Origin of the sequence: Myxococcus vastator (assembly GCF_010894475.1) — a bacterium.
Lineage (GTDB): Bacteria > Myxococcota > Myxococcia > Myxococcales > Myxococcaceae > Myxococcus > Myxococcus vastator.
Genome location: NZ_JAAIYB010000016.1, coordinates 20,383 through 40,382, shown reverse-complemented (window position 1 = coordinate 40,382; position 20,000 = coordinate 20,383). Strand labels below are relative to the sequence as shown.

At 69.8% G+C, this 20,000-nt stretch carries 14 protein-coding genes; 4 read left to right on the top strand and 10 right to left on the bottom strand.

Annotated features, from left to right (window positions below; translation table 11 throughout):
• From G4D87_RS02860 to G4D87_RS02835, 6 genes are all read right to left on the bottom strand, one after another.
• Positions 1-480: acyl carrier protein (locus G4D87_RS02860; RefSeq protein WP_163778372.1), on the bottom strand; the 480-nt coding region annotated here is incomplete at its 3' end.
• 28 nt (positions 481-508) lie between these two features.
• On the bottom strand, positions 509-3,262 hold the full coding sequence (locus G4D87_RS02855; RefSeq protein WP_163778368.1) for a type I polyketide synthase: 2,754 nt from the start codon (positions 3,260-3,262) through the stop codon (positions 509-511).
• Positions 3,263-3,343: 81 nt separating this feature from the next.
• Complete coding sequence (locus G4D87_RS02850; RefSeq protein ID WP_163778365.1) at positions 3,344-4,186, bottom strand: hypothetical protein; 843 nt, start codon at positions 4,184-4,186, stop codon at positions 3,344-3,346.
• A 47-nt stretch (positions 4,187-4,233) separates the two neighbouring features.
• Positions 4,234-5,052: a fatty acid desaturase family protein gene (locus tag G4D87_RS02845; RefSeq protein ID WP_163778362.1), complete on the bottom strand. Its 819-nt coding sequence runs from the start codon at positions 5,050-5,052 to the stop codon at positions 4,234-4,236.
• A 66-nt stretch (positions 5,053-5,118) separates the two neighbouring features.
• Positions 5,119-8,757 (bottom strand): AMP-binding protein, encoded by a 3,639-nt coding sequence (locus G4D87_RS02840; protein ID WP_163778359.1) that lies wholly within the window; start codon positions 8,755-8,757, stop codon positions 5,119-5,121.
• A 172-nt stretch (positions 8,758-8,929) separates the two neighbouring features.
• Positions 8,930-9,343: a PaaI family thioesterase gene (locus tag G4D87_RS02835; protein WP_163778356.1), complete on the bottom strand. Its 414-nt coding sequence runs from the start codon at positions 9,341-9,343 to the stop codon at positions 8,930-8,932.
• A 1,033-nt stretch (positions 9,344-10,376) separates the two neighbouring features.
• On the opposite strand from G4D87_RS02835, the gene G4D87_RS02830 reads away from it, so the two are divergent.
• On the top strand, positions 10,377-11,696 hold the full coding sequence (locus G4D87_RS02830) for a ferritin-like domain-containing protein (protein WP_163778353.1): 1,320 nt from the start codon (positions 10,377-10,379) through the stop codon (positions 11,694-11,696).
• 62 nt (positions 11,697-11,758) lie between these two features.
• Here G4D87_RS02830 and G4D87_RS02825 read toward each other — a convergent pair whose 3' ends face one another.
• Positions 11,759-12,340 carry an imm11 family protein gene (locus G4D87_RS02825; RefSeq protein WP_163778351.1) on the bottom strand — a complete coding sequence of 194 codons (582 nt, stop codon included), beginning with the start codon at positions 12,338-12,340 and terminating at the stop codon, positions 11,759-11,761.
• A 65-nt stretch (positions 12,341-12,405) separates the two neighbouring features.
• Positions 12,406-13,458, bottom strand: a complete 1,053-nt coding sequence (locus G4D87_RS02820) for an AraC family transcriptional regulator (RefSeq protein WP_163778346.1) — start codon at positions 13,456-13,458, stop codon at positions 12,406-12,408.
• A gap of 35 nt (positions 13,459-13,493) precedes the next feature.
• On the opposite strand from G4D87_RS02820, the gene G4D87_RS02815 reads away from it, so the two are divergent.
• Complete coding sequence (locus tag G4D87_RS02815; RefSeq protein WP_163778343.1) at positions 13,494-14,162, top strand: hypothetical protein; 669 nt, start codon at positions 13,494-13,496, stop codon at positions 14,160-14,162.
• 267 nt (positions 14,163-14,429) lie between these two features.
• Complete coding sequence (locus tag G4D87_RS38810; RefSeq protein WP_205507399.1) at positions 14,430-15,947, top strand: hypothetical protein; 1,518 nt, start codon at positions 14,430-14,432, stop codon at positions 15,945-15,947.
• A gap of 201 nt (positions 15,948-16,148) precedes the next feature.
• On the opposite strand, the gene G4D87_RS02805 is transcribed toward G4D87_RS38810, so the two are convergent.
• Entirely contained in the window at positions 16,149-17,054 is a 906-nt protein-coding gene (locus G4D87_RS02805) for an RluA family pseudouridine synthase (RefSeq protein WP_163778340.1), read from the bottom strand.
• 66 nt (positions 17,055-17,120) lie between these two features.
• Entirely contained in the window at positions 17,121-18,398 is a 1,278-nt protein-coding gene (locus G4D87_RS02800; RefSeq protein ID WP_163778337.1) for a DEAD/DEAH box helicase, read from the bottom strand.
• A 168-nt stretch (positions 18,399-18,566) separates the two neighbouring features.
• Here G4D87_RS02800 and hflX point away from each other — a divergent pair, with 168 nt between their 5' ends.
• The gene (gene hflX, locus G4D87_RS02795) at positions 18,567-19,985 is read left to right on the top strand and encodes a GTPase HflX (RefSeq protein WP_163778334.1); all 1,419 of its coding nucleotides are present in this window, start codon (positions 18,567-18,569) and stop codon (positions 19,983-19,985) included.
• The last annotated feature ends 15 nt before the right edge of the window (positions 19,986-20,000 follow it).

Genomic DNA, 20,000 nt, shown 5'->3' with positions numbered 1-20,000 from the left:
CCGCTGGGGCGCGGAGGCCTTCGCCGCCGCCGTCCCGGGCTTGCGGCCCAGCAGGGTGAGCTGCCGGTCCATCAAGTCGAGCTGGTGCCGGACGATGTCCTCGAGCTCCTGGCTCCGGCCGCCGCGGGTCCGGGGCGCCAGGTCCACCTCCGGGACTTCGGGGAGGCCCACGGGCTCGGGCGCCTGGGCCTGGACGGTGGGGGCGGCCTCCTCTTGCGCGCGGTGCTCGTGGATGAAGCGGGCGAGCCGGTCCACGGTGTTGACCTTCTCGTAGATCTCCAGGACCGTGAGCGATACCTGGAAGCGTGCGTTGAGCTCCTGGATGACCTCCAGGAGGATCAACGAGTCCGCGCCCATGTCGGCGAAGGGCAGGTGGGGATCGACGTTCTCCGGCGCCTGCTTGAGGCAGTACGCGACCTCGCGCAGCACCAGGGCCTGGATGCGGGACACCGCGTCGTTGCTGGACGTCTCGTTGCTCATGTCAGTTCCCATGGGGACTCAAGGAAGGTTACGGGTCGCCCAGCAGCGCGAGCTGCTGGCGCATCACGTGGAGCTGCCGGTCGATGACGGCCTGGAGCGACGGCTCCGCCTCGCCGGGCGCGAGCGGCTCGCTCCGCTCCGGGACGGCCGCGCCCGACTCCGCGCTGCTCGCCGTCCAGTACCGCTTGTTCTCCAGACGCCTGGCCGGGAGCGACACCCGTCGAGGCGGCGCCGAGTGGCACAGCGGCGCGAAGTCCAGGTCCAGCCCCAGCTCATGCAGCGTCCCGACCGCGGCGAGCAGGCACTCCTCGCTGTCCCGGCCGCGGACCCCGCTGCTCACGGCGCTCACCCGCGCGCCGTGGTCCGCCGCGACGAGCGGGGACAGCACCCGGTCCGGGCCCACCTCCAGGAACACGCGCGCGCCCAGGCCGACGAGCGTCTCGGTCCCCGCGGCGAACTGCACGGGCTTCGCGATGTGCCGTCCCCAGTAGTCGCCGTCCAGGACGCCGGGGGCCACCACCGCGCCGTCGAGGTTCCCCACCACCGGGAACGTCCCGGCGTGGAGCGGGAGGCTCCGCGAACGCTCCGCCAGCCGGGCCGCGGCCTCGTCGAAGACGGGGGAGTGGAAGGCATGGCGTGTCCGTAGCGCGCGGAACCGCACGCGCTCCCGCTCCAGGCGCTGCTCCAGGCGCGCCACGGCCGGACGCTCCCCGCTGACCACGACGCGCTGCCTGCCATTGATGGCGGCGAGGTGGAGCGGCTCCCCCAGCTCCCGCAGCAGCGCCTCCAACGACGTGGCGTCGAGCGACACCGCCACCATGGCGCCGTCGTGTGGCACCGACTGCATCAGCCGCCCCCGCTCGTGGACCAGCGCCACGCCATCCGCGAGGGACAGCGAGCCCGCGACGGTGTGCGCCACCAGCTCTCCCAGGCTGTGTCCGATGGCGAAGTCCGGAGTCAGGCCCAGCGCGATCCACGTGCTCGCGAGCGCGTACTCGAACGCGAACAGGGAGAGCTGCGCCGCGTGGGTGTCGGACGTCAGGCGCTCATCGCCCCCGGCGGACGGCTCGTACACGAGGTGCGCCAGCGACACGCCCGCCTGCTCGCGAGCCAGCGCGTCGCAGCGGTCGAACGCGTCCCGGAACGGCGCGAGGGACGTGTACAGCGATTGGCCCATGCCAAGGAACTGCGAGCCCTGGCCGGTGAACATGAAGGCCACCTTCGGCCTCCCGCCCGGCTGGACGGGCAACGGCTCGGCGCGGGGCCGGACCTCGCGGAGGGCGCGGAGGGCCTCCTCGCGCGTCCTCACGACGACGGCGCGGCGGTGCGCCAGGTGCTCCCGGGCGACCATCAGCGTGTCGGAGACCGCCTCGAGCGGCCCCGTTGACGCGGCCAGGTGGGCCGCGAGCGCGAGCGCGTCCTCCTTCAGCCCTTGCGCGAAGTGGCTCGACAGCGGCAGCAGCACGGGGCGTCCGGACGCGGAGGCTTCACGCTCCCGGGCGGCGTGGCGCTCCAGCACGACATGGGCGTTGGACCCGCCGAAGCCGAACGAGCTGATGCCGACGTGGCGCCGGTCCGCCGGCAGGGGCTGCGCCTGCCCGGCGATCCTCAGCGCGCAGTCCTCCGCATGGAAGAAGGGCGCGTGCGGCGGCGCCACTGGATGGGGCGGCACCACGCCGTGCTCCAGGATGAGCATGCCCTTCAAGAGCCCGCAGAGGCCCGCCGCGGCCTCCGCGTGGCCGATGCTGGCCTTCGCGGAGCCCACGAAGCACGGCTCGCCTGGCGTCCCGCCGAAGACCTCCTGGAGCGCGTTCAGCTCGATGGCGTCCCCCAGCGACGTCCCCGTGCCGTGGGCCTCCACGTACGCGATGTCCGACGGCGACAGGCCCGCGCGCTCCAGCGCGGCGCGAATCACCCGGATTTGACTGGCGCCGTTGGGCGCCGCGATGCCGTTGCTGCGCCCGTCCTGGTTGATGGCCGTGGAGGCGATGAAGCACCGCACGGGCTGGTGCTCCAGCTCCGCCTCCGTCACCCGCCGCAGGACGGCCACCGCGACGCCCTCGGCGCGACCGTAGCCATCCGCGTCGGCGCTGAACGTCTTGCAGCGCCCGCTGGGGGACAGCATCTTCGCCTGGGAGAACGCGAGCGGAAGGTCGGCCGACAGGATGACGTTGACGCCGCCGACGATGGCCATGTCAATCTCCCCGCCGCGCAGCGACTGCATCGCGAAGTGCAGCGCGGTGAGTGACGACGAGCACGCCGTGTCGATGGCCAGGCTCGGGCCCTTCAAGTTGAGGAAGTAGGAGATGCGCCCGGCCAGCAGGTTGTGCGAGTTGCCGATGCCGAAGTAGCCGTCCACGTGCTGCTTCTGGCCGGAGTCCAGGCTCATGTAGTCCGAGCTGCCCACGCCGATGAACACGCCGACGTTCGCGCGCCGCAGCTCCTCCCGCGTGATGCCGCCGTCCTCCAGCGCGTCGTGCGTCACCTCCAGCAGCAGCCGCTGCTGGGGGTCCAGCTTGACGGCCTCTCGCGGGGACACGCTGAAGTAGTCGGCGTCGAAGCGGAACACGTCGTCCAGGTAGCCGGCGCGCAACGTGAGGATGCGCTTGCCCAGCAGGGGGTCCTTCGCGGCCTTCCACAGGTCCCCGCGCGACGCGTCCGGCTCCGCCGCCGCCACGCGCCCCTCCACCAGGAGCCGCCAGTAGTCGTCCAGGCTGGCGGCGCCTGGAAACCGTCCCGCCGCCCCAACGACGGCGACCTTGCTGTCCTCGGCCGATGCCATGCGCTGTCCCATCCCTTTCGTCCCTGGAAGGCCCCTGGGGGCGCCCGCGCCGAAGCCGCTGGCGCGGGTGCCCGTGTCACCTCACGCCGCGCGCTTCACCTCGCGGTCCTTCGCCGCCAGCATGTCGACGAAGCGCGCCCACTCCTCCACCGTGTCGTTCAGGAACGACTCCACCTCCGCGTAGCGGTCCGGCGTCAGCGCCTGGCGGACGATGAACCAGCTGTCCTCGGAGTGGTCGGTGTCGACGACGGCGCCGGACTCATCCTCGACGTGGATGCTGTGGTAGCCATCCGAGATGTCCGTCGGGCAGACGGCGAGGGTGTTGTCCGCCCACGGGCCGTAGTAGGGGATGAACGCCGTCTCGATGCCGGCGAGCACCACCGCCAGCCGCAGATGGTCGCTGAAGCTGTCGAGCAGCCGCTTGCGCACCGCGGCCGACTCCGGCGACGCCTCGTAGGAGGACCAGCTCTCCTCGGGGTGGCCCACGGCCGTCAGCGTGTCCACGAGCTGCCAGTAGTGGGAGAAGCCCGGGTGGCCGCAGAAGCCCGCCTTGCCCAGCGGCGTCGGCTTGTAGCCCAGCTCCTCCAGCACGTTGAGCTGGATGAGGAAGCGCGCCGCCATCTTCGCCTTCGCCCCCAGCCGGCGCTCGAGCGCGCCGGTGGTCTCCATCAGGCGGATGAGCCCGTCACCGAAGTGCTCCGCGAAGGCGTAGCGCACCTCCGAGTGCACCAGGCCCATGGACTTGAGCGTGAACTCCTTCCGGGCGAACGACGCGATGACCGGATGGTTGAACAGGCGCGAATCCTTGATGCCGCGCTCGAGCTTCCGGGTGAAGTCTTCGTTCTGCTGCCAGAGGTCCGCGTCGACGGACTCACGCACGATGCGGCGGGAAATCTCCCGCGGATTCTCGATGGGGAACTTCATCTCGGGCTCCTTGGCTGAATGGGCTGTCTGTGTTTCGGGGTGGGACTTCAGGCCGCCGGCGTCATGCTTCGTCGCTTCAGGTCCTCGCCCCAGCCGTCCCCCTGCAGCTCCGCGGGAATCCGGGGGGCCAGCGTCGCGTGGTATTCGGGGAGCTGGGACCAGTGCAGCGCCTGCTTGAAGTGGTGCGCGGCGTGGTAGCCCGCGTTCCACGTGAACCAGTTGTAGAAGCGCCCCGTGTGCGTCCTCGACGCGGTGTAGTCGTCGCCGTAGGGCAGCCCGCTGTGGTGCGCGTACGCGGACCACTTCAGCGCGTAGAGCATCAGCAGCATGGGCGCCACGAACACGATGAGCGCCGGGACGGGCCGGTAGGCGATGAGCCCCCCCAGGAGGGCCACCCCCAGCGCCAGCCAGGTGAGGAACTGCGCCCGGAGGCGCGGGTTCTTCTGGCCCAGCACGAAGCAGGACGGGTAGTGCCAGGCCAAGCAGCGGAGGGCGAACTCGTGGCGCCCCATCGTCGTGCCGTCGCGCCGGCGCCAGTTGAGCGTGTCCAGCTCGGGTTTGTCATAGCTGGCGTGGTGCCCGACGATGTGGTTGAGCGTGCCGCTGAACGGCGAGGAGCCCGTCTCCAGGAAGATGAGGACTTCGAGGATGCGATTGAGCGGCTGGTTCGAGAACGTCCGCACATGCATGTGATTGTGGTTGTAGGCCACCACCGACAGACAGAACGGCACCAGCGCGAACGCGCCCGCCGCCAGCCAGCCGATGCTGTCGACAAACAGGTAGAGCGAGAGCTGCGCGGCGAACGTCAAGACAATGAGGACCACCGCCCAGCCGTCGGCCGGGAAGGGGAGCAGCTTATTCCGCATGGGATGCCTCGTGAGCAGGTTCACTGAAGGCGGACCCGGAGGTCCGCCCAGGAAACAGCGGCCGGACTACCCGGCCACCTTCGCGCCGCTCCTCTTGTTCAACCTTCCCAGAAGGAAGCCGGCGAGCTCCCGGATGTTCGGGTAGCTGAAGAGGACGGAGGGGTCGACGGTCAGCGCGTACTCGTCCGACAGCGCGGCCCCCAGGTCGATGGCGTCGATGGAGCCCAGGCCCAGCATGGCGAACTCCACGTCACCCTGGAGCGACGCCACGGGCCTGGCGCACCGGCCGGAGATCCACTGGCGGATGAAGGCCTCCACCTCCGCGCGCCCCACCGGGGTTGGCGCCGCCACCACGTGCATGGCGGGTGGGGCCGCCACCACGGGCGCGGATGGCGCCGCCGCCGGCGCTGGCGCTGGCGGAGGTGCGGTGGGCGCGGCGGCCGTGGGCGTGAAGAGCGCGTCGAGCGACACGTCGGGCATCGCGGGGCCGTCTCCCCGGCGACCGAAGTCGCGGTCCAGCGCCTCACCGAAGGCCCGCAGCGCTTCGGCGCCTGGCAGCTCCGGGAACGCCCGCGTCGCCTGGGTGACCCGGGCCAGGGCTGCCTGGAGCCGCTCGTGCAGCCAGCGGCGCGTCGCCGCGTCAACGCCGCTTCCAGCCGCGGCGGCGTAGAGCACCAGGTCATCGACGTACTGGCCGAACCGCAGGCCCTGCCAGTCCTCCAGGGATGTGTCGCGCTCGCCCGGCCGGGCGGGCTGGAGCGCGGCGAGGACGGCGTCGTAGTGCGTCCGCACCGTGTCCTCGTCCAGGGACTCGCGCAGGAAGGCGCGCAGCACCGGGCGGCCGCGCAGCGCCGAGGTGCCGACGAAGTGGTGCAGCGTCTCCGTGGGCCCCTCGAAGATGCGGAAGATGCGGGCGTCGCGGAACAACTGCGGGATGAAGTTGGACTCGAGGTAGCCCCGTCCGCCCGCCAGTTGCATGGTGCGGTCCACGGTGGTCCACAGCACCTCCGTGGACACCGACTTGCACACCGCCAGCACCTCTGGCGCCACGTCCTGGCCCGCCTCGACCTTGCCCACGACGCGGTCGATGAGCGCTTCAATGGCGGCGATCTGGTGCATCGCCTCGCCCAGCACCGCGCGGGTGTAGGGGTTCTGGAGCAGGGGGCCCGTGGAGACGCGGCGGCCCTGGGCGTACTGGAGCATCAGCTGCACGCACAGCCGGGTGGCCCCCAGGCACACGGAGGCGATGGCGAGCCGTCCGTAGCACAGCGTGTCCTGCGCCACGGCCATGCCGTTGCCGGGCTCGCCGAGCAGCTGCCACGGCTCCACCGGGACGTCCTCCAGGTGGACGGTGTTCTGGATCATCCCCCTCAGGCCCATGGTGAGCGCCTCGGGGCCCTGGCGCACGCCCGGGCTGCCCTGCGGGATGGCGAACGCGGAGAAGCCCGCCGGCTGCCCGTTCGCGTCCACGTGCCGCGCGAAGACGTTCATCAGCCCGGCCCACGCCGCGGAGCCGCTCCAGATTTTCGTTCCGCTCAGCCGGTAGCCGTCACCGGAGGCCCGGGCCGTCGTCTCCAGGGCCTGGGGGTTGGACCCGGCGCCGGGCTCCGTCAGGGAGAAGGCCGCCAGCTCCCGGCCGCGCGCCAGCGCCGGCAGGTACCGGGCCTTGAGCTGCTCGCCGCCGAAGCGCAGCACCGGGCGCACGCCCAGCACGTTGTTGAGGCCCACGAACAGCGCCAGCGTCATGTCCTTGCTGCCGAGCAGCTCCATCACCCGGAGGAACTCGCGCGTGGTGAAGCCCAGGCCGCCGTGCGCCTCCGGGACGAGCATCCCCAGGAGGCCCTGGTTGCCGAAGTCGAGGATGACGTAGGGCGGCAGCGTGCGCCGCTCGTCGATGACGAACGAGTTCAGCCGCGTGGCGCAGTAGTCCCGCACCCAGGCGAGCTTCTCCGCCACCACGGGCCGGAGCGCCTTGGCGTCCCCGGGGACGGCGCGGAGGGGGGCGGCCTGCTGGGGAGGCTCCGGCCGCCAGTCGTGGAGGACCTCCAGCGTGCCGTCGAGGAACGCCTTGCGCACCTCGCCGCGCTGAATCTTCCCGCTGCTCGTCTTGGGAATCATCCCCGCGTTGACCAGCGCGATGTACGCGGGCGCGACCCCGTGCACCCGCAGCACCTCGCGGCGGATGCTCGCGGTGAGCTCCTCGAAGCGCGGCGCCACCTCCCGTCCCCGCGTCACGGCCTGGACGACGGCCAGCTTCTCGTCGTCGAAGCTGAACGCCGCGCCGCAGTGGACGCGCAGGTCGTCCGACAGCGCCTGGACCGTGTCCTCGAGGTCCTGGGGGTGGTGGTTGAAGCCGTTGACGATGATGAGCTCCTTGATGCGGCCGGTGATGTAGAGGCTGCCCTCGTGGACGAAGCCCAAATCACCGGTGCGCAGGAAGGGGCCCTCGCCGGTGTCGGTGGTGTACGCGTGGAAGGTGTCCGCCGTCGCCTGGGCCCGGTTCCAGTAGCCGCGCGTGACGCTGTCGCTCTTGAGCCAGACCTCGCCCACCCGCGCGTCGGGCTGGAGCGTCCAGGACTCCGGGTCGACGATGCGCACCGTCTGCTCGCGCTGGTCCAGCGCCATGCCCACCAGCGTCTGCACGCGCCGCTCGTCCCGCAGCTCGAACGTGGTGGGGGCCTTGCCGCGCGGCCCGCCCGCGACGAACAGCGTGGCCTCCGCCAGGCCGTAGCAGGGGAAGAACATCTCGCTCCGGAAGCCCGCGCGCTCGAACCGGCGCTGGAAGCGCTCCAGCGTGCTGGCCTTGATGGGCTCCGCGCCGTTGAAGGCGCTCTTCCATGACGACAGGTCCAGGGTGCCGATGACGGCGTCGTCCACCTTCTCGATGCAGATGTCGTAGGCGAAGTTGGGCCCGCCCGCGCAGGTGCCCCGGTACGTGGACACCGCCTGGAGCCACAGCGCCGGGTCGCGCACGAAGCTCTTGGGCGCCATCAGCACCGTGCGCGCCCCCAGCCCCAGCGACTGGAGGATCATCCCGATGAGGCCCATGTCGTGGTACAGCGGCAGCCACGTCACGATGACGCTGTCGCGCGTGTTGCCCATGGCCACGGCCGTCATGCGGTTGTTGTGGACGATGCTGCGGTGGGTGACCATTACCCCCTTGGGGTCCCCCGTCGAACCGGACGTGTACTGGAGGAAGGCCACGTCGTCCGGCAGGGGCGTGGGCAGCCCGGCGCCGGTGGGGTCGCCGCCGCCGTGCGCGGCGATCAGCTCTCCCATGACGAGCGCGGGGCAGTCCGGCTGCTGCGCGGCGTGGCTTGCGTCCCCGGCGCGCGCCACCAGCATCGCCTTCGGCTGGCAGTCCCGGGTGATGGCGCGCAGCTTCGCCCAGTCCTTGTCGCTCGCCGGCGGGTAGAGCGGGGCGGCGATGGCGCCCGCGGCGGCGCATGCCAGGAAGCCGACGATGTACTCCAGCCCGGAGCGCATGACGATGAGCACCCGCTCGCCTCGGAAGCCCTCGCGCTCCAGGTGGGCGGCCACGCCGAACACGGTGCGCGCCAGCTCACCGTAGGTGATGGGCTGCTCCGGTTGATCCCGGCCGCTCAGGTAGGTGAACGCGTTCTTCTGGGGCTGCACCTGCGCCCAGTGCCGCAGCGCGTGGACCAGCGTGGGAGAGAAACGGAGCGCGTCGGCGGAATCCGTCATGACCCCTTCGAGACTCATCCCTGCTGGATTTTCGATGACCCGTTGTTCTGGCTGCACGTGCGTCATGACTCCATGTGGGGCGGCGGCGCCGCCGCGCCCGGCGCGGGCACGGCGGCATCGTCGCGGTGGACGAGGAAAGGTCTGGAAGACCGCCGGGCTCCGGCGCGGGGCGTCAGCCCTTGGGCAGCTCGCCGATCTTCGCGAAGGACGCGGTGGCCATGGCCACCAGGCCCTTCGGAGACGTCACGGTCATCTCCGCGATGACGGCCTTGGAGCCGTCACGGATGACCTTCGCGGTGGCCACCAGGTCCTGCTGCTTCGCGGGCTGGAGGAGCCTCACGTTGATGTCCGACGTGACGACGATGGCCCCGCTGTGCGCGGCGGCCGTGAACCAGCCGGCCATGTCCAGCAGCGTCGCCAGGATGCCGCCATGCGTGTCCTGCATCCCATGGTCGAAGTCAGGCTTGCGCTTCCAGCGGCAGATGGCTTCGTTCTGGTCGTTGTATTCGAGCGTGACGCCCAGCAGCTTGTTGACCGGCGCTTCGGTGAACTGTGCAATCAGCAGGGCGTGGAGTGGGTTCGACATGTGTGATCTCCTTTGGGGAATGAGGCCCCCTCCGCCTATCACAGGCAGGGCATGCGCGTACCTGCAAATCTAGACGAACCAGAACACCCTGGGCGCCGGGGAAGGAGACTGGCCGGACGCACCGTGGGGTGCTCGTCAGGGCCACCGGCCTCGGGCGGTCCCCGGCGGATGCGCGTGCGCTCATCCCCTTGTCCCGCTGATTGAGTTGACGTCTGACCTCTCGATACATTCAGTCGCGGATGCTTATTTGTCAAGTAAATCCGGATATCAGTGGCTACGTATGGTTATTGCCTTGGAGCCGTCCGTGGGTGTTTTCGAGCGGGCGTAGTGATACCGCCCCGCCGTCCATCAGACCAGGGCCCGGTACGTGCGTTTTAGTCTGTCATTTTACATCACCTCCCGAGTCTTCCCGCCAAGCGGGCCTTGTCAGTTCGCGAGAACAAACGGCTCCGGGTGGGTTCTTCCCTGATGCGCCTGTCCGGATGTCTGGTCAACCCGCAGGGTCGCCGGGATAAATGTCATTGCGCGAGCGCGGCCGGACGCTTGATGTCTGCGAACCGCGGCGGGTGGTCCGGGAGGGGAAATCCGCCTGGGCGGCGTCGCATCCGCGCCACGGGGTCGGGCCCGGTGGCGCCCCCTGGCGCGTTGGGATTCAACCCGTCAGGTGGGCGGGGGGCCGGCACGGCGCACGTGCAACCGAAGCGGCCCTCTCCGGCTGGTGCTCCGCGCTCGCCAATCCCCCCAGGCGGTTCAAGGCGCCCGCGTCACCGTCACGGCAACAACCTTCTGGATGTCTCTCGCGCCGAAGCGCGGACTCCGGCGCTCCAGCGTGAGTCCTTCGACATGTCGGAGTTCACCCTCCTGCTGCCCTGTGACTGATTCCGGGAGCCAACCTCGAGCACCTCAGGTTTCTGAGTCTGCTCGTGGAAAACAGGGACATGGTTCAGCCGGCGACCCCGGGCTCCTCGAATGAATCGCTCCTGGCATCGTCATTGCTTCTGAAAGCGAGGTCGTCTCCAAAGAGGAGTGTTACGTGAACTCGGATCAACTGCGTCGGCTCTTCGCCCGAGCGCTGAGTGCGTCACTGGCGTCCCCGCTGCTGCTCACCGGTTGTGGCAGTGGGGGGATTTCCCTGGAAGGCTACACACCTCCCGCCTGCGATGGTGGAAGTCTGTCGGTCCAAGGGCTCTCTCCCGCGGCACAGACGGACTTCGTCGAGCTGCGGCTCGTCGCCGACCTGTACACCACGCCTCGACAGCAGACCCTCGCGTCCTCGGGGACGCCGTGTGAGAGCGCCACGCAGCCGGTGGCGTGCAACGCGGAGCTCGAGGCCCTCTCCTCCGAGGAGGGGTTTCGCTCCCTCTGCGAGCCAGACTGCTACGCGTACTACCTCGTGACGACGCGAGGGGATGTGGTGGAGGCCCACACCTCTGAGGAGGCGCTCCAGGCCTTCCTGGGCGGCATCGACACCGCTCAGGAGGCGCTGCTCCGGGTCTTCGCGGAGGGCTACAGCCTGAGCTGCACCGAGTTGGAGAAAGGCGCGGTGAAGGCCAACGCGGACGGGACCTTCAACGTCGTCGCCACGCAGGGGGTTGCGTGTGGAGAGGGCTCCAACCTGACGCAGTATCTGCTGGAGGTGACGCCCTCGGGCGAGGTGCGCGTGAAGCAGGCCCACATCCTTGAGCGGGGCACGAAGGGGTGCACCGTGGGGCGCAGGCCCGAGGGACTCCGCTCGGATGGCTCGGTGGCATGCGCGGATGCGCTGGGGCAGCACTTCGCGCTCATCGCCCACCTGGAGGAAGCTTCCATCACGGCCTTCTTGCGGCTGCGGGACGAGCTGGCGCTTCATGGTGCGGCGGTCGAGCTCCAGCAGGCGGCGCTGCGCAGCGCACTCGATGAGGTGGCTCACACGGAGGTGTGTGGACGACTGGCGCGTCGTCATGGCGCGACGCCTGAGCGCGCGGTGGTGGCGCCACTCCCACCCAGGCCGCTGCTCGAGGTGGCGCTGGACAACGCGGTGGAGGGCTGCGTGCGCGAGACGTACGGCGCGCTGCTGGCTCACCATCAGGCACTGCACGCGGAGGACGGCGAGGTACGCGAGGCGATGGTCCGTATCGCCGAGGATGAGACCCGGCACGCGGACCTGTCCTGGGCCATTGACCGTTGGACGGTAGAGCGACTGCCGTCCGCCGAACGGGCGGCGGTGCGCGCGGCACGTCAGCGGGCGGTGGAGGCGCTGCGTGCGGAGGTCTCCGCGCCGACCGATGGTGCGCTCCTGCGGACGCTGGGGCTGCCCGAGCCAAAGGTCGCTGTCGCGATGGTGGACCTGCTCTCGCGGGAGCTCTGGAATTGAGGTCCGGGCCTGCTCCTGTTCGTGGGCGAGCTCCTCCCTGCTCGAGGATCGCGAAGCTCGGTTTAAATCATGCCCGGCTCATATTCATCATCGGCAATGAACATGAAGCCGGTGAGCGCCGCCTGTTCAACGGCTTCCTTGATGCTCTTGTGAACGACAATCAGCATGATGTCCTCACGGAGGCGGCAGATCTTCTGGCCCTGTAGCTTGTCTTCGTCCAGGCACATTTCCTTGATTTGCAGAACGTTTCCACGGCCAGACATCACGACATCCGACTGGTCCAGGTCGAGCCCGTTCACGATGCCGACGACATTCGCCACCTTGTAGGGCAGCTTTTGCCCGGTAGGCTCGTAGACAACATCCGCATCAAAATACTGAACATTGTCTACCCCGAGCCCCGTGAGCAGCTCGATAAACCGCTGAGAAAACAGGAGGGCGCGAGAGGGGGCGTGGATGTCACACGGAGGGAACCCGGAGACATCCTTCGCCTTCTTGTCTACGGACAGGACGATTGAATAACCCTGTTGTACGTTGTCCAGGAGGAGCCCGTCATTCACCTGGATGTCTGGGCCTGAGATGATTTTTGATGTCGGGCCCGCCCAGGGTGGATCCGCCAGCATGATGTAGAAGTTCTTGCTTGCCATGGGTGGCTCTAGCGAAAGGTCATGTTCTTGACTGGGTCGCGAATACTATTTCGGAGTGTCGGAGTTCAACGGCATTGAGGGAAGCGGGCCAGACTGCGCGTCCGATAGGCTTGCGGTGTCATGTCGTGCCAGCGACGAAAGGCACGAAAGAACGACGCCTGCTCGGCGAAGCCGAGGAGATATGCAACCTCGGCGAGGGTCAGCTCCGGCTGCCTCATGTAGCCCTCCGCCAGCGCCTTGCGTGTGTCGTCGAGCAGCTCTTGAAAGCCAAGTCCGAAACCCTGGAGACGCCGCTGCAGCGTGCGCTCGCCGAGTCCCAAGGCCTGGGCGACCCTGCCCAGCGTCGGCGCACCCTGCTGGAGGTGCGCTCGGATGACAGCGCGTACCGAGGTGAGCAGCTTCGGAGCATCGTCGGGCATCGGCAGGGCGCGCTCGAGGACGCCGCGAAAATAGCTCTCCATCTCCGCGTCCGCTTTGCGCACGCCCAGGGTGGAGACAGCCGGCTCCAAGATCAGCTCGGCGAAGGTCGCGCCGGTCGTCACTGCGGCGCCGAGTGTCTCCTCATAGAGTGCGCGCTCCCGTGCTGGCATCCGCGCTCTGCGGCTGAACATCGCACGCACGGGGATGGGGGCGTCGCTCAGCAGGGAGAGCAGGCGGACGGCGACGAGCAGGGTGTAGTCGGAGATGAGCTGGCTGCCGAGGCGCGGGTCATCTCGCTGTTCGCGGAGGTGTAGGCCGGTGGCCGCGAGGGCCGTCTGGTAGGTCGCGGTGCGGTTGGTCAGCCTTTGAAAGCGGGCGTGACACGCCATCGCGACGCCGATGTTCGGCATGGTCTTGCAGGCGAGGCCCACGACACCGAGGCTCTTGGCGTCGTATGCACGCACGGCCGCGACGACGAACTCGGCATAGCGGGGCTTCTCGAACATCAGCTCCATGTGCTTGTACGTCGACGCGCCGCTGACGCACGCGTCAGGCTCGAGCAGCACCTGTCGGCTCCAGCCGAGCTGGCTTGCCAGTTCGTCCTCGGTAGCACCGAACCGGAGTGACGTTTCGAACGCCGGGATGACGTTGCACGCGGCGATGTCGCCCTCGGACAGTGGTTTGGCGGCCTGCGACATTGTTGGCGGCTCCCATGGGTCCGCATCATCTCCGCATGAAATGCCTGAGTGCGCTCTTCTTTGTTGTGTGCGGTGTGGTTGGCTGCGGGCACGTACCTCTCACGCCCGAGCAGACGTCGCGGTTGGCGGCGCCCGTGGCCAGCCATGGTGAGTTGATCTCCGTTGGAACGGTGACGCCCGAGGGGAGCACCGCCCCTGTGTTTCGCTACGAGCGACGCGTCGTCGAGCGCCCGAACGGCGAGCGCGTCTCGACGCACATCACCTTCGCCGACAATACGCCGGTCGTGCTGCAGCAGGCGACGCAAGCGGGTGACGGTCGCCTCATTGCGTTCGATGAGGTGCACGGTCAACGCGGCGAAGCACACCACTTCGATGGCGGCGAGCGCCGCGGGGCAGACCTCGTCGTCGGCCCGACGCTGTTTCGGTTCGTACGCACGCACCTGCGTGAGCTGCGCGCCGGTCAGGCCGTCCCCCTGGAGTTCTGGGACCGAGGCCGCACCTACGGCTTCGAGCTGACCTTGCACGGCGACACCGTGCGGATGCGTGCGACGAGCTTCTTCGTCGCGCTGGCGATTGCACCCATGGCGCTTCGACTCGGCCCGGATGACCAGGTCGTGGCGTTTCGCGGGCGCGTGCCACCGCTGCACGAAGGTGACGCCACCGACGCCGACGTGACCTACGTGCACCTCGCACCGTTCCGCTAGGACCGAACCCCGAGACACCTCGGTGGATGAAGCGGATGGGGAGGCGCTCGGGGTGACGGCTCCGCGGTGGTGACTGGCGCCATCTGCCTGGTGACTGCGGTCACCGGCCCAACCCCTCACATGGGGGCGTCGAAGCCATCGCAGCCATGTGAAATCAGCATGTTACGTCGCGTGCCCAAGGTGGCATGGGCGCTGCAGTGAGACAGCGCATGGGCGGGACAGACTCGCCGCAGCAATCCTCCTTCGCTGTCAAAACCAGGTGATCCCATGATCGGCAAGGCCAAGACCCGCTCCTTCTCCCCCAAGCGTCCGGACGCTGCGCAGCCCTCTCCCGCGACGCCGAAGCCGCCGCCCTCGGCGGGGCCGGTTCCGGACAAGGGCGGGCGCGTCTCCCAGGGCCCGTCGAGCCAGTCCACGCGGCCTTCCGGCCCGGTGGATTCGTTCCAGCCCTCAGGCGGGCCCTCTCGGCCCTCCAACCCGGCGGCGGCGCCCCAGTCCGGCGCGCCTGGACGGACCTCCGGCCGGGAGGCGGCGCTCCAGGCCGTGACGGACTACGGCCCCGCGGCGCTCCAAGCCGCGGGCGCCTTCGGCCCGGCGGCGGCGCTCCCGCCGATGGGTGGCTTCGGTCCTGGGGCCGCGCTCCCGCCGATGGACAGCTTCGGTCCGGCGGCGGCGGCCCCGCAGATGGGCGGCTTCGGTCCGGCGGCGGCGCTCCCGCCGATGGGCGCCTTCGGTCCTGGGGCGGCGCTCCCGCCGGTGGGCGGCTTCGGTCCGGGGGCCGCGCTCGCGCCGATGGGCGGCTTCGGTCCGGGGGCGGCGCTCCCGCCGATGGGCGGCTTCGGTCCGATGTCGCCGCTCCAGGCTGGTGGCGTGCCCATGGGCCACGCCAACCCGATGGACGGGTTCGGAATGGGCGCCATGCCCCACCCGCAGTCCTTCAACGCGCCGATGTTGCCGGGGGCGCAGGGGCCGGTCAGCCAGCCCGCCACCTTCGCGCCCCGCGGGATGCCCAAGAACCTGGAGAACCTCAAGCCCGCGCCCGAGGACTCCGGCTCCGGCGTCCCCAGCGCCAAGGACAAGCGCCCGGCTGGAGACAAGCGGACGGCGGCGCAGATCGTCGATGACTCCCCCGCGCTGAAGAACCTGGGCCGCCAGAAGGACATCAAGTTCAAGGAGCTGTGCAAGCAGACGGGCATCGACCCCAAGCTCGACCTGAAGGACGCGAAGCAGAACCCGGACGCCGTCTACCGGCTGGCCAAGGTGCTGGAGTTCATCGACAGCGCGAAGGCTTCCACGGGCGACGACCGGTCGAACAAGGTCAAGAATGGCAAGGGCGACGGCAACATCGAGGGCATCACCAAGGATGGCGATGCGCGGCACGGCACCGAGGCCGGCATGGTGAAGGACTTCGCGGAGAAGGGGTACTCCTTCCTGGGGGAGCACCAGTTGCCGACCACGAAGGACACCCACGTCAAGGCGGACGGAAGCAACAAGGACAACTTCCAGTGGTTCGCGGGTGAGGCGGGCAAGCACCTGTGGTTCCTGCCGGGCGTCAGCAATGTCCTGACGGGCATTGGCAACTCGGAGGGCGGCGTCAAGGGCGTCTTCGAGGGCGCCGCGAAGGGCTACCTCAACACCGTGAAGGGCGCCGCGGAGGGGGTCCTCGGGGCTGTCACCACGGGCCGCATCAACCCGGCCTCCATGATCTTCGGAGGCGCCATGGGCGCGCTGGCGAACACGGAGGCCGCGCCGCAGCCGGTGAAGGACATCGCCAGCATGCTCTGAGTCCGTGGCGTGGCCTTGCGCCAGCAGCTCCCGGCTTGAAGACGTCCCTCGGAGCCCCCTTCCAACGGGCAAGCTCCGGGGGACGTCCGCTTGGGGCTCAGGACAACGTCGCGCGGGTGGCGCGTCCCCACTGCCGAACAGGTCACCGCGCGGCACCCTGTGGCCGGGGCGCGCGCGTGGCTCAAGGGGTGCGTCCGGGCGCTATCGCAGGGAGTCCTGGACGCGGAGCTCGAGCGGGGGTGGCGCGTGAAGCTGAACGTGCTCGCCCGAGCGCGGATGCAGGAAGGTGAGCGACTCCGCGTGCAGCAGATAGCCGCCGTCTCCGGGCAGGCCGGGGTGCTCCTCCAGCGGCAGGCCGCCCACGGCGAAGAGCGGGTCCCCCACGAGCGGGTGGCCGATGAAGGCGAGGTGGATGCGGATCTGCTCGGAGCGCCCCGTGTGGATGTCCACCTCGAAGAGGGTGTGCTCGGAGCGCCGCTCCAGCACCCGGGCCGTGCTGTGTGAGGGCTTGCCCCGCGCACTGGCACCATGGACTTCACCCAGCAGCGGATGGGGCACCAGTCCGATGGGCGCGCGGATGTCGTAGGCCTCCTGGGCGGCGAGCCCCTGGGAGAGCGCGCGGTAGCGCTTGTGCACGCGGCCCTCACGCCAATCGCTCGCCAGGCGCGCGGCTGCGTCGCGGGTGCGAGTGAAGAGCACGAGGCCCGACGTCGCGCGTCCCAGGCGGTGCATGGGGACCGCTTCGGGCCATCGTGCCTGGACGAAGGAGAGCAGGGTGTTCTTCAGAAAGCCTCCCGAGGGCAGGGTCGGCAGTCCGCTCGGCTTCACCACGACGACCAGCTCCGCGTCCTCGTACACGAGCTCGAAGGACTGCGGCGTGTCCGCCTCTTCCCACGGCGGGCGGTGCCAGCACAGCCACTGCCCCGGCCTCAGCGGCTCCGAGCCGTCGGCGGTGACGTCGTCGAGTCGCACCTCGCCCCGAGCGAAGCGGGCCCGCCACTCCTCCTCCGAGGAGTGACGATACTTGTCCGTCAGATGGGCGAGCGCGCTGCTGCCCGGTCGGCGCCCGAGCTTCTCGCGATACACATAGCCGTCGTTGAGCAGCACTCGCGCACCCTACACCACGAGGGACTGACCCGCGCGTGGCCCTGCTGACCGCGCGGGAGCAAGCCGCTACGGCCTGCGCTTCGGAGGGGGAGTGGCGGCAGCGGCAGCGGCGGCGGCTTCGCGCAGCTTGTCCTTCTTGCTCTTGCGCCGACCCTTCACACCGCCGTTCGGATCCAGGGGCGGCGGGGTCGGCGAGACCTTTTCCGTCGGCTCGAAGCCCGGCACCTGCTCACGCGGGAGGCCGAGCTGGTGGCGTTTCTCGATGAGTCGGAAGTGGGCTTCGGTGTCCGCGCTGACGAAGCTGATCGCCACGCCCTTGTCGCCCGCCCGCCCCGTGCGGCCGATGCGATGCACGTAGTCCACGGTCGAGCGGGGCAAGTCGTAGTTCACGACCGCCGGCAGCTGCGCGATGTCCAGGCCGCGAGCGGCGACGTCCGTGGCCACGAGCACGCGCACGCGCTTCGCCTTGAAGTCCGCGAGCGCCTTCGTGCGCGCGCCCTGGCTGAGCTCCCCATGCAATGACGTCGCGGCGATGCCGGCGCGGTTCAGCTTCAGCGCGACATGGTCCGCCGTGTAGCGGCTGGCCACGAACGTGAGCACATGGCTCCATGCGTGGGTTTCCAGCAGGTGCCGCAGCAGCATCGTGCGCCGGGGCACATCCACCTGGAGGGCCCGCTGGAGGATGAACTCCGTCGAGGGCAGCTCCCCGTCATCGACGTCGATGCGCGTGGGCTCGTGCAGCAGCTGCTCCGCGAACTTCCGCACCTCGGGCGGGAAGGTGGCGGAGAACAACAGGCTCTGTCGGCGCCCGGGCAGCAGCGCCAGCAGGCTGTTGAGCTCATCGGCGAAGCCCAGCGAGAACAGCCGGTCGGCCTCGTCGAGCACCAGCGTCTCCACCTCGTCCAGCCGGAGCGCGTTCTGATGCACCAGGTCCAGCGCGCGGCCGGGCGTGGCCACGACGATGTCCGCGCCGCCCCGCAGCGCCAGCATCTGCGGGTTGGCGGAGACGCCACCGACCGCGAGGCAGGTCTTCAGCGGCTTCTTCAGGTGTTGGCCGTACCGCTCGATGGAATCGACGATCTGCGCGGCGAGCTCCCGCGTGGGCACCAGGATGAAGGCCCGCACCGGTCGGACCGACCCTCCGGGCCGCGCCCGCAAGGCCTCCAGGATGGGCAGCAGGAACGCGGCGGTCTTCCCCGAGCCCGTCTTCGCCGAAGCCCAGACGTCGCCACCTCGCAGGACCACGGGGATGGCCGCGCGCTGCACTGGCGTGGGTTCGTCGTATCCGAGTCCCGCCAAGGCGCGGGTGAGCGCGTCCGACAGGCCGAGCGAAGCGAATGTCATGGGAAGGAAGCCTTGGGTGACGCGAGGACGCGGAAGCCTACCCTGTCCGGGACGTCCGCCCTCGGCATTCCTGCCCCCTCCCCATCCAGGCGAGGTGTCGCCCGGACCCGGTGGGGGGCGGGGGGCGTGGACTCGCCCCGTCGCGGGACGGCCCGACGTGGTACGAGCATGCGCATGACGATATCCACCCTCCCTGAGCGTCCGCGTGCCGTCCTCGTCGGTGTCCAGCTTCCGGGCGTCTCCGACGAAGAGCACGCCGCGGACTTCGCGGAGCTGCGCCGGCTGGTTCACACGCTGGGGTATGACACGGTGGCGACCGTGTCCCAGAAGCGGACGCGGCTGGCCACGGGCACGGTGCTCGGGACGGGCAAGCTCAAGGAGCTGGCGGCCCTCACCGGCGGCTCCGGCGTGATTGCGTCCGGGGCGAGCGACCGAATGTCGAAGGCCCGTGAGAAGTGGGAGGCCGCCGCCAACACGGAGGCCGCCCCCGAGGAGGAGGAGGCCGGCGACGTGGAGCCGGAGGACGCGCTGCTGCCCCCGCCTTCGGAAGAAGACGACACGGCGGGGCCCCGGCCCACCGTGGTGGTCGTGGACCACGAGCTGTCGCCCAGCCAGCTGCGCAACCTGGAGAAGGCCACCGGCGCGATGGTGCTGGACCGCGCGGGCGTGATTGTCGACATCTTCCACCGGCACGCGAAGAGCCACGAAGCGCGGATGCAGGTGGAGATCGCCAGGCTCAACTACCTGGCCCCCCGGCTGCGCGAATCCACCGGAGGCCGCGAGCGGCAGCAGGGGCGTGGCGCGGGTGACTCCGCGGTGGAGCTGGACCGCCGCAAGATTCGCGACCGGCTGGCGGAGCTGCGCGAGGGCCTGGCGGCCATCCAGAAGGACCAGGACCACCGCCGCTACGCGCGAAGGGACCAGCTGCGGGTGGCGCTGGTGGGCTACACGAACGCGGGCAAGTCCTCGCTGATGCGTGCGTTGACGGGCAGCACGGTGCTGGTCGCGGACCAGCTCTTCGCCACGCTCGACACCACGGTGCGCGCGATGCAGCCGGAGACCCGTCCGCGCATCCTGGTCTCCGACACGGTGGGCTTCATCCAGAAGCTGCCGCACGACCTGGTCGCGTCCTTCCGCTCCACGCTGGACGAGGCCCTGGAAGCGTCACTGCTGCTCTACGTGGTGGATGCGTCGGACCCCACGTGGGCCGCGCAGCTGGAGGTCACCCGCACGGTGCTCCGGGAAATCGGCGCGGACGCCGTACCGAGCAAGCTGCTCTTCAACAAGGCGGACCGGCTGGACGCGGCGGCGAAGGAAGCGCTGCTCGCGAAGCACCCGGACGCCCTGATGCTCTCCGCGCACCTGCCGGACGACGTGGCGATGCTGCGCAAGAACATCATCGCCTTCTTCGAGTCCTCGATGGTGGAGGCGGACCTGGTGATTCCCTACGCCCGGCAGGGGCGCATCGGCGAGGTGTACGAGCACACCACGGTGGTGTCCCAGTCCCACGACGAGAGCGGCAGCCGGCTGCGCGTGCGGGGGCTGCCAGGGGCCATCGCGAAGCTCACCCAGACGTTCCAGGAGTAGGTCTTCCCCGGGGGC

Bases quoted from the DNA above. Each gene is read 5' to 3' on its own strand.
- G4D87_RS02855 (WP_163778368.1), bottom strand. From the start codon at position 3,262: ATGGCATCGGCCGAGGACAGCAAGGTCGCCGTCGTTGGGGCGGCGGGA.
- G4D87_RS02850 (WP_163778365.1), bottom strand. From the start codon at position 4,186: ATGAAGTTCCCCATCGAGAATCCGCGGGAGATTTCCCGCCGCATCGTG.
- G4D87_RS02845 (WP_163778362.1), bottom strand. From the start codon at position 5,052: ATGCGGAATAAGCTGCTCCCCTTCCCGGCCGACGGCTGGGCGGTGGTC.
- G4D87_RS02840 (WP_163778359.1), bottom strand. From the start codon at position 8,757: ATGACGGATTCCGCCGACGCGCTCCGTTTCTCTCCCACGCTGGTCCAC.
- G4D87_RS02835 (WP_163778356.1), bottom strand. From the start codon at position 9,343: ATGTCGAACCCACTCCACGCCCTGCTGATTGCACAGTTCACCGAAGCG.
- G4D87_RS02825 (WP_163778351.1), bottom strand. From the start codon at position 12,340: ATGGCAAGCAAGAACTTCTACATCATGCTGGCGGATCCACCCTGGGCG.
- G4D87_RS02820 (WP_163778346.1), bottom strand. From the start codon at position 13,458: ATGTCGCAGGCCGCCAAACCACTGTCCGAGGGCGACATCGCCGCGTGC.
- G4D87_RS02815 (WP_163778343.1), top strand. From the start codon at position 13,494: ATGAAATGCCTGAGTGCGCTCTTCTTTGTTGTGTGCGGTGTGGTTGGC.
- G4D87_RS38810 (WP_205507399.1), top strand. From the start codon at position 14,430: ATGATCGGCAAGGCCAAGACCCGCTCCTTCTCCCCCAAGCGTCCGGAC.
- G4D87_RS02800 (WP_163778337.1), bottom strand. From the start codon at position 18,398: ATGACATTCGCTTCGCTCGGCCTGTCGGACGCGCTCACCCGCGCCTTG.
- hflX (WP_163778334.1), top strand. From the start codon at position 18,567: ATGCGCATGACGATATCCACCCTCCCTGAGCGTCCGCGTGCCGTCCTC.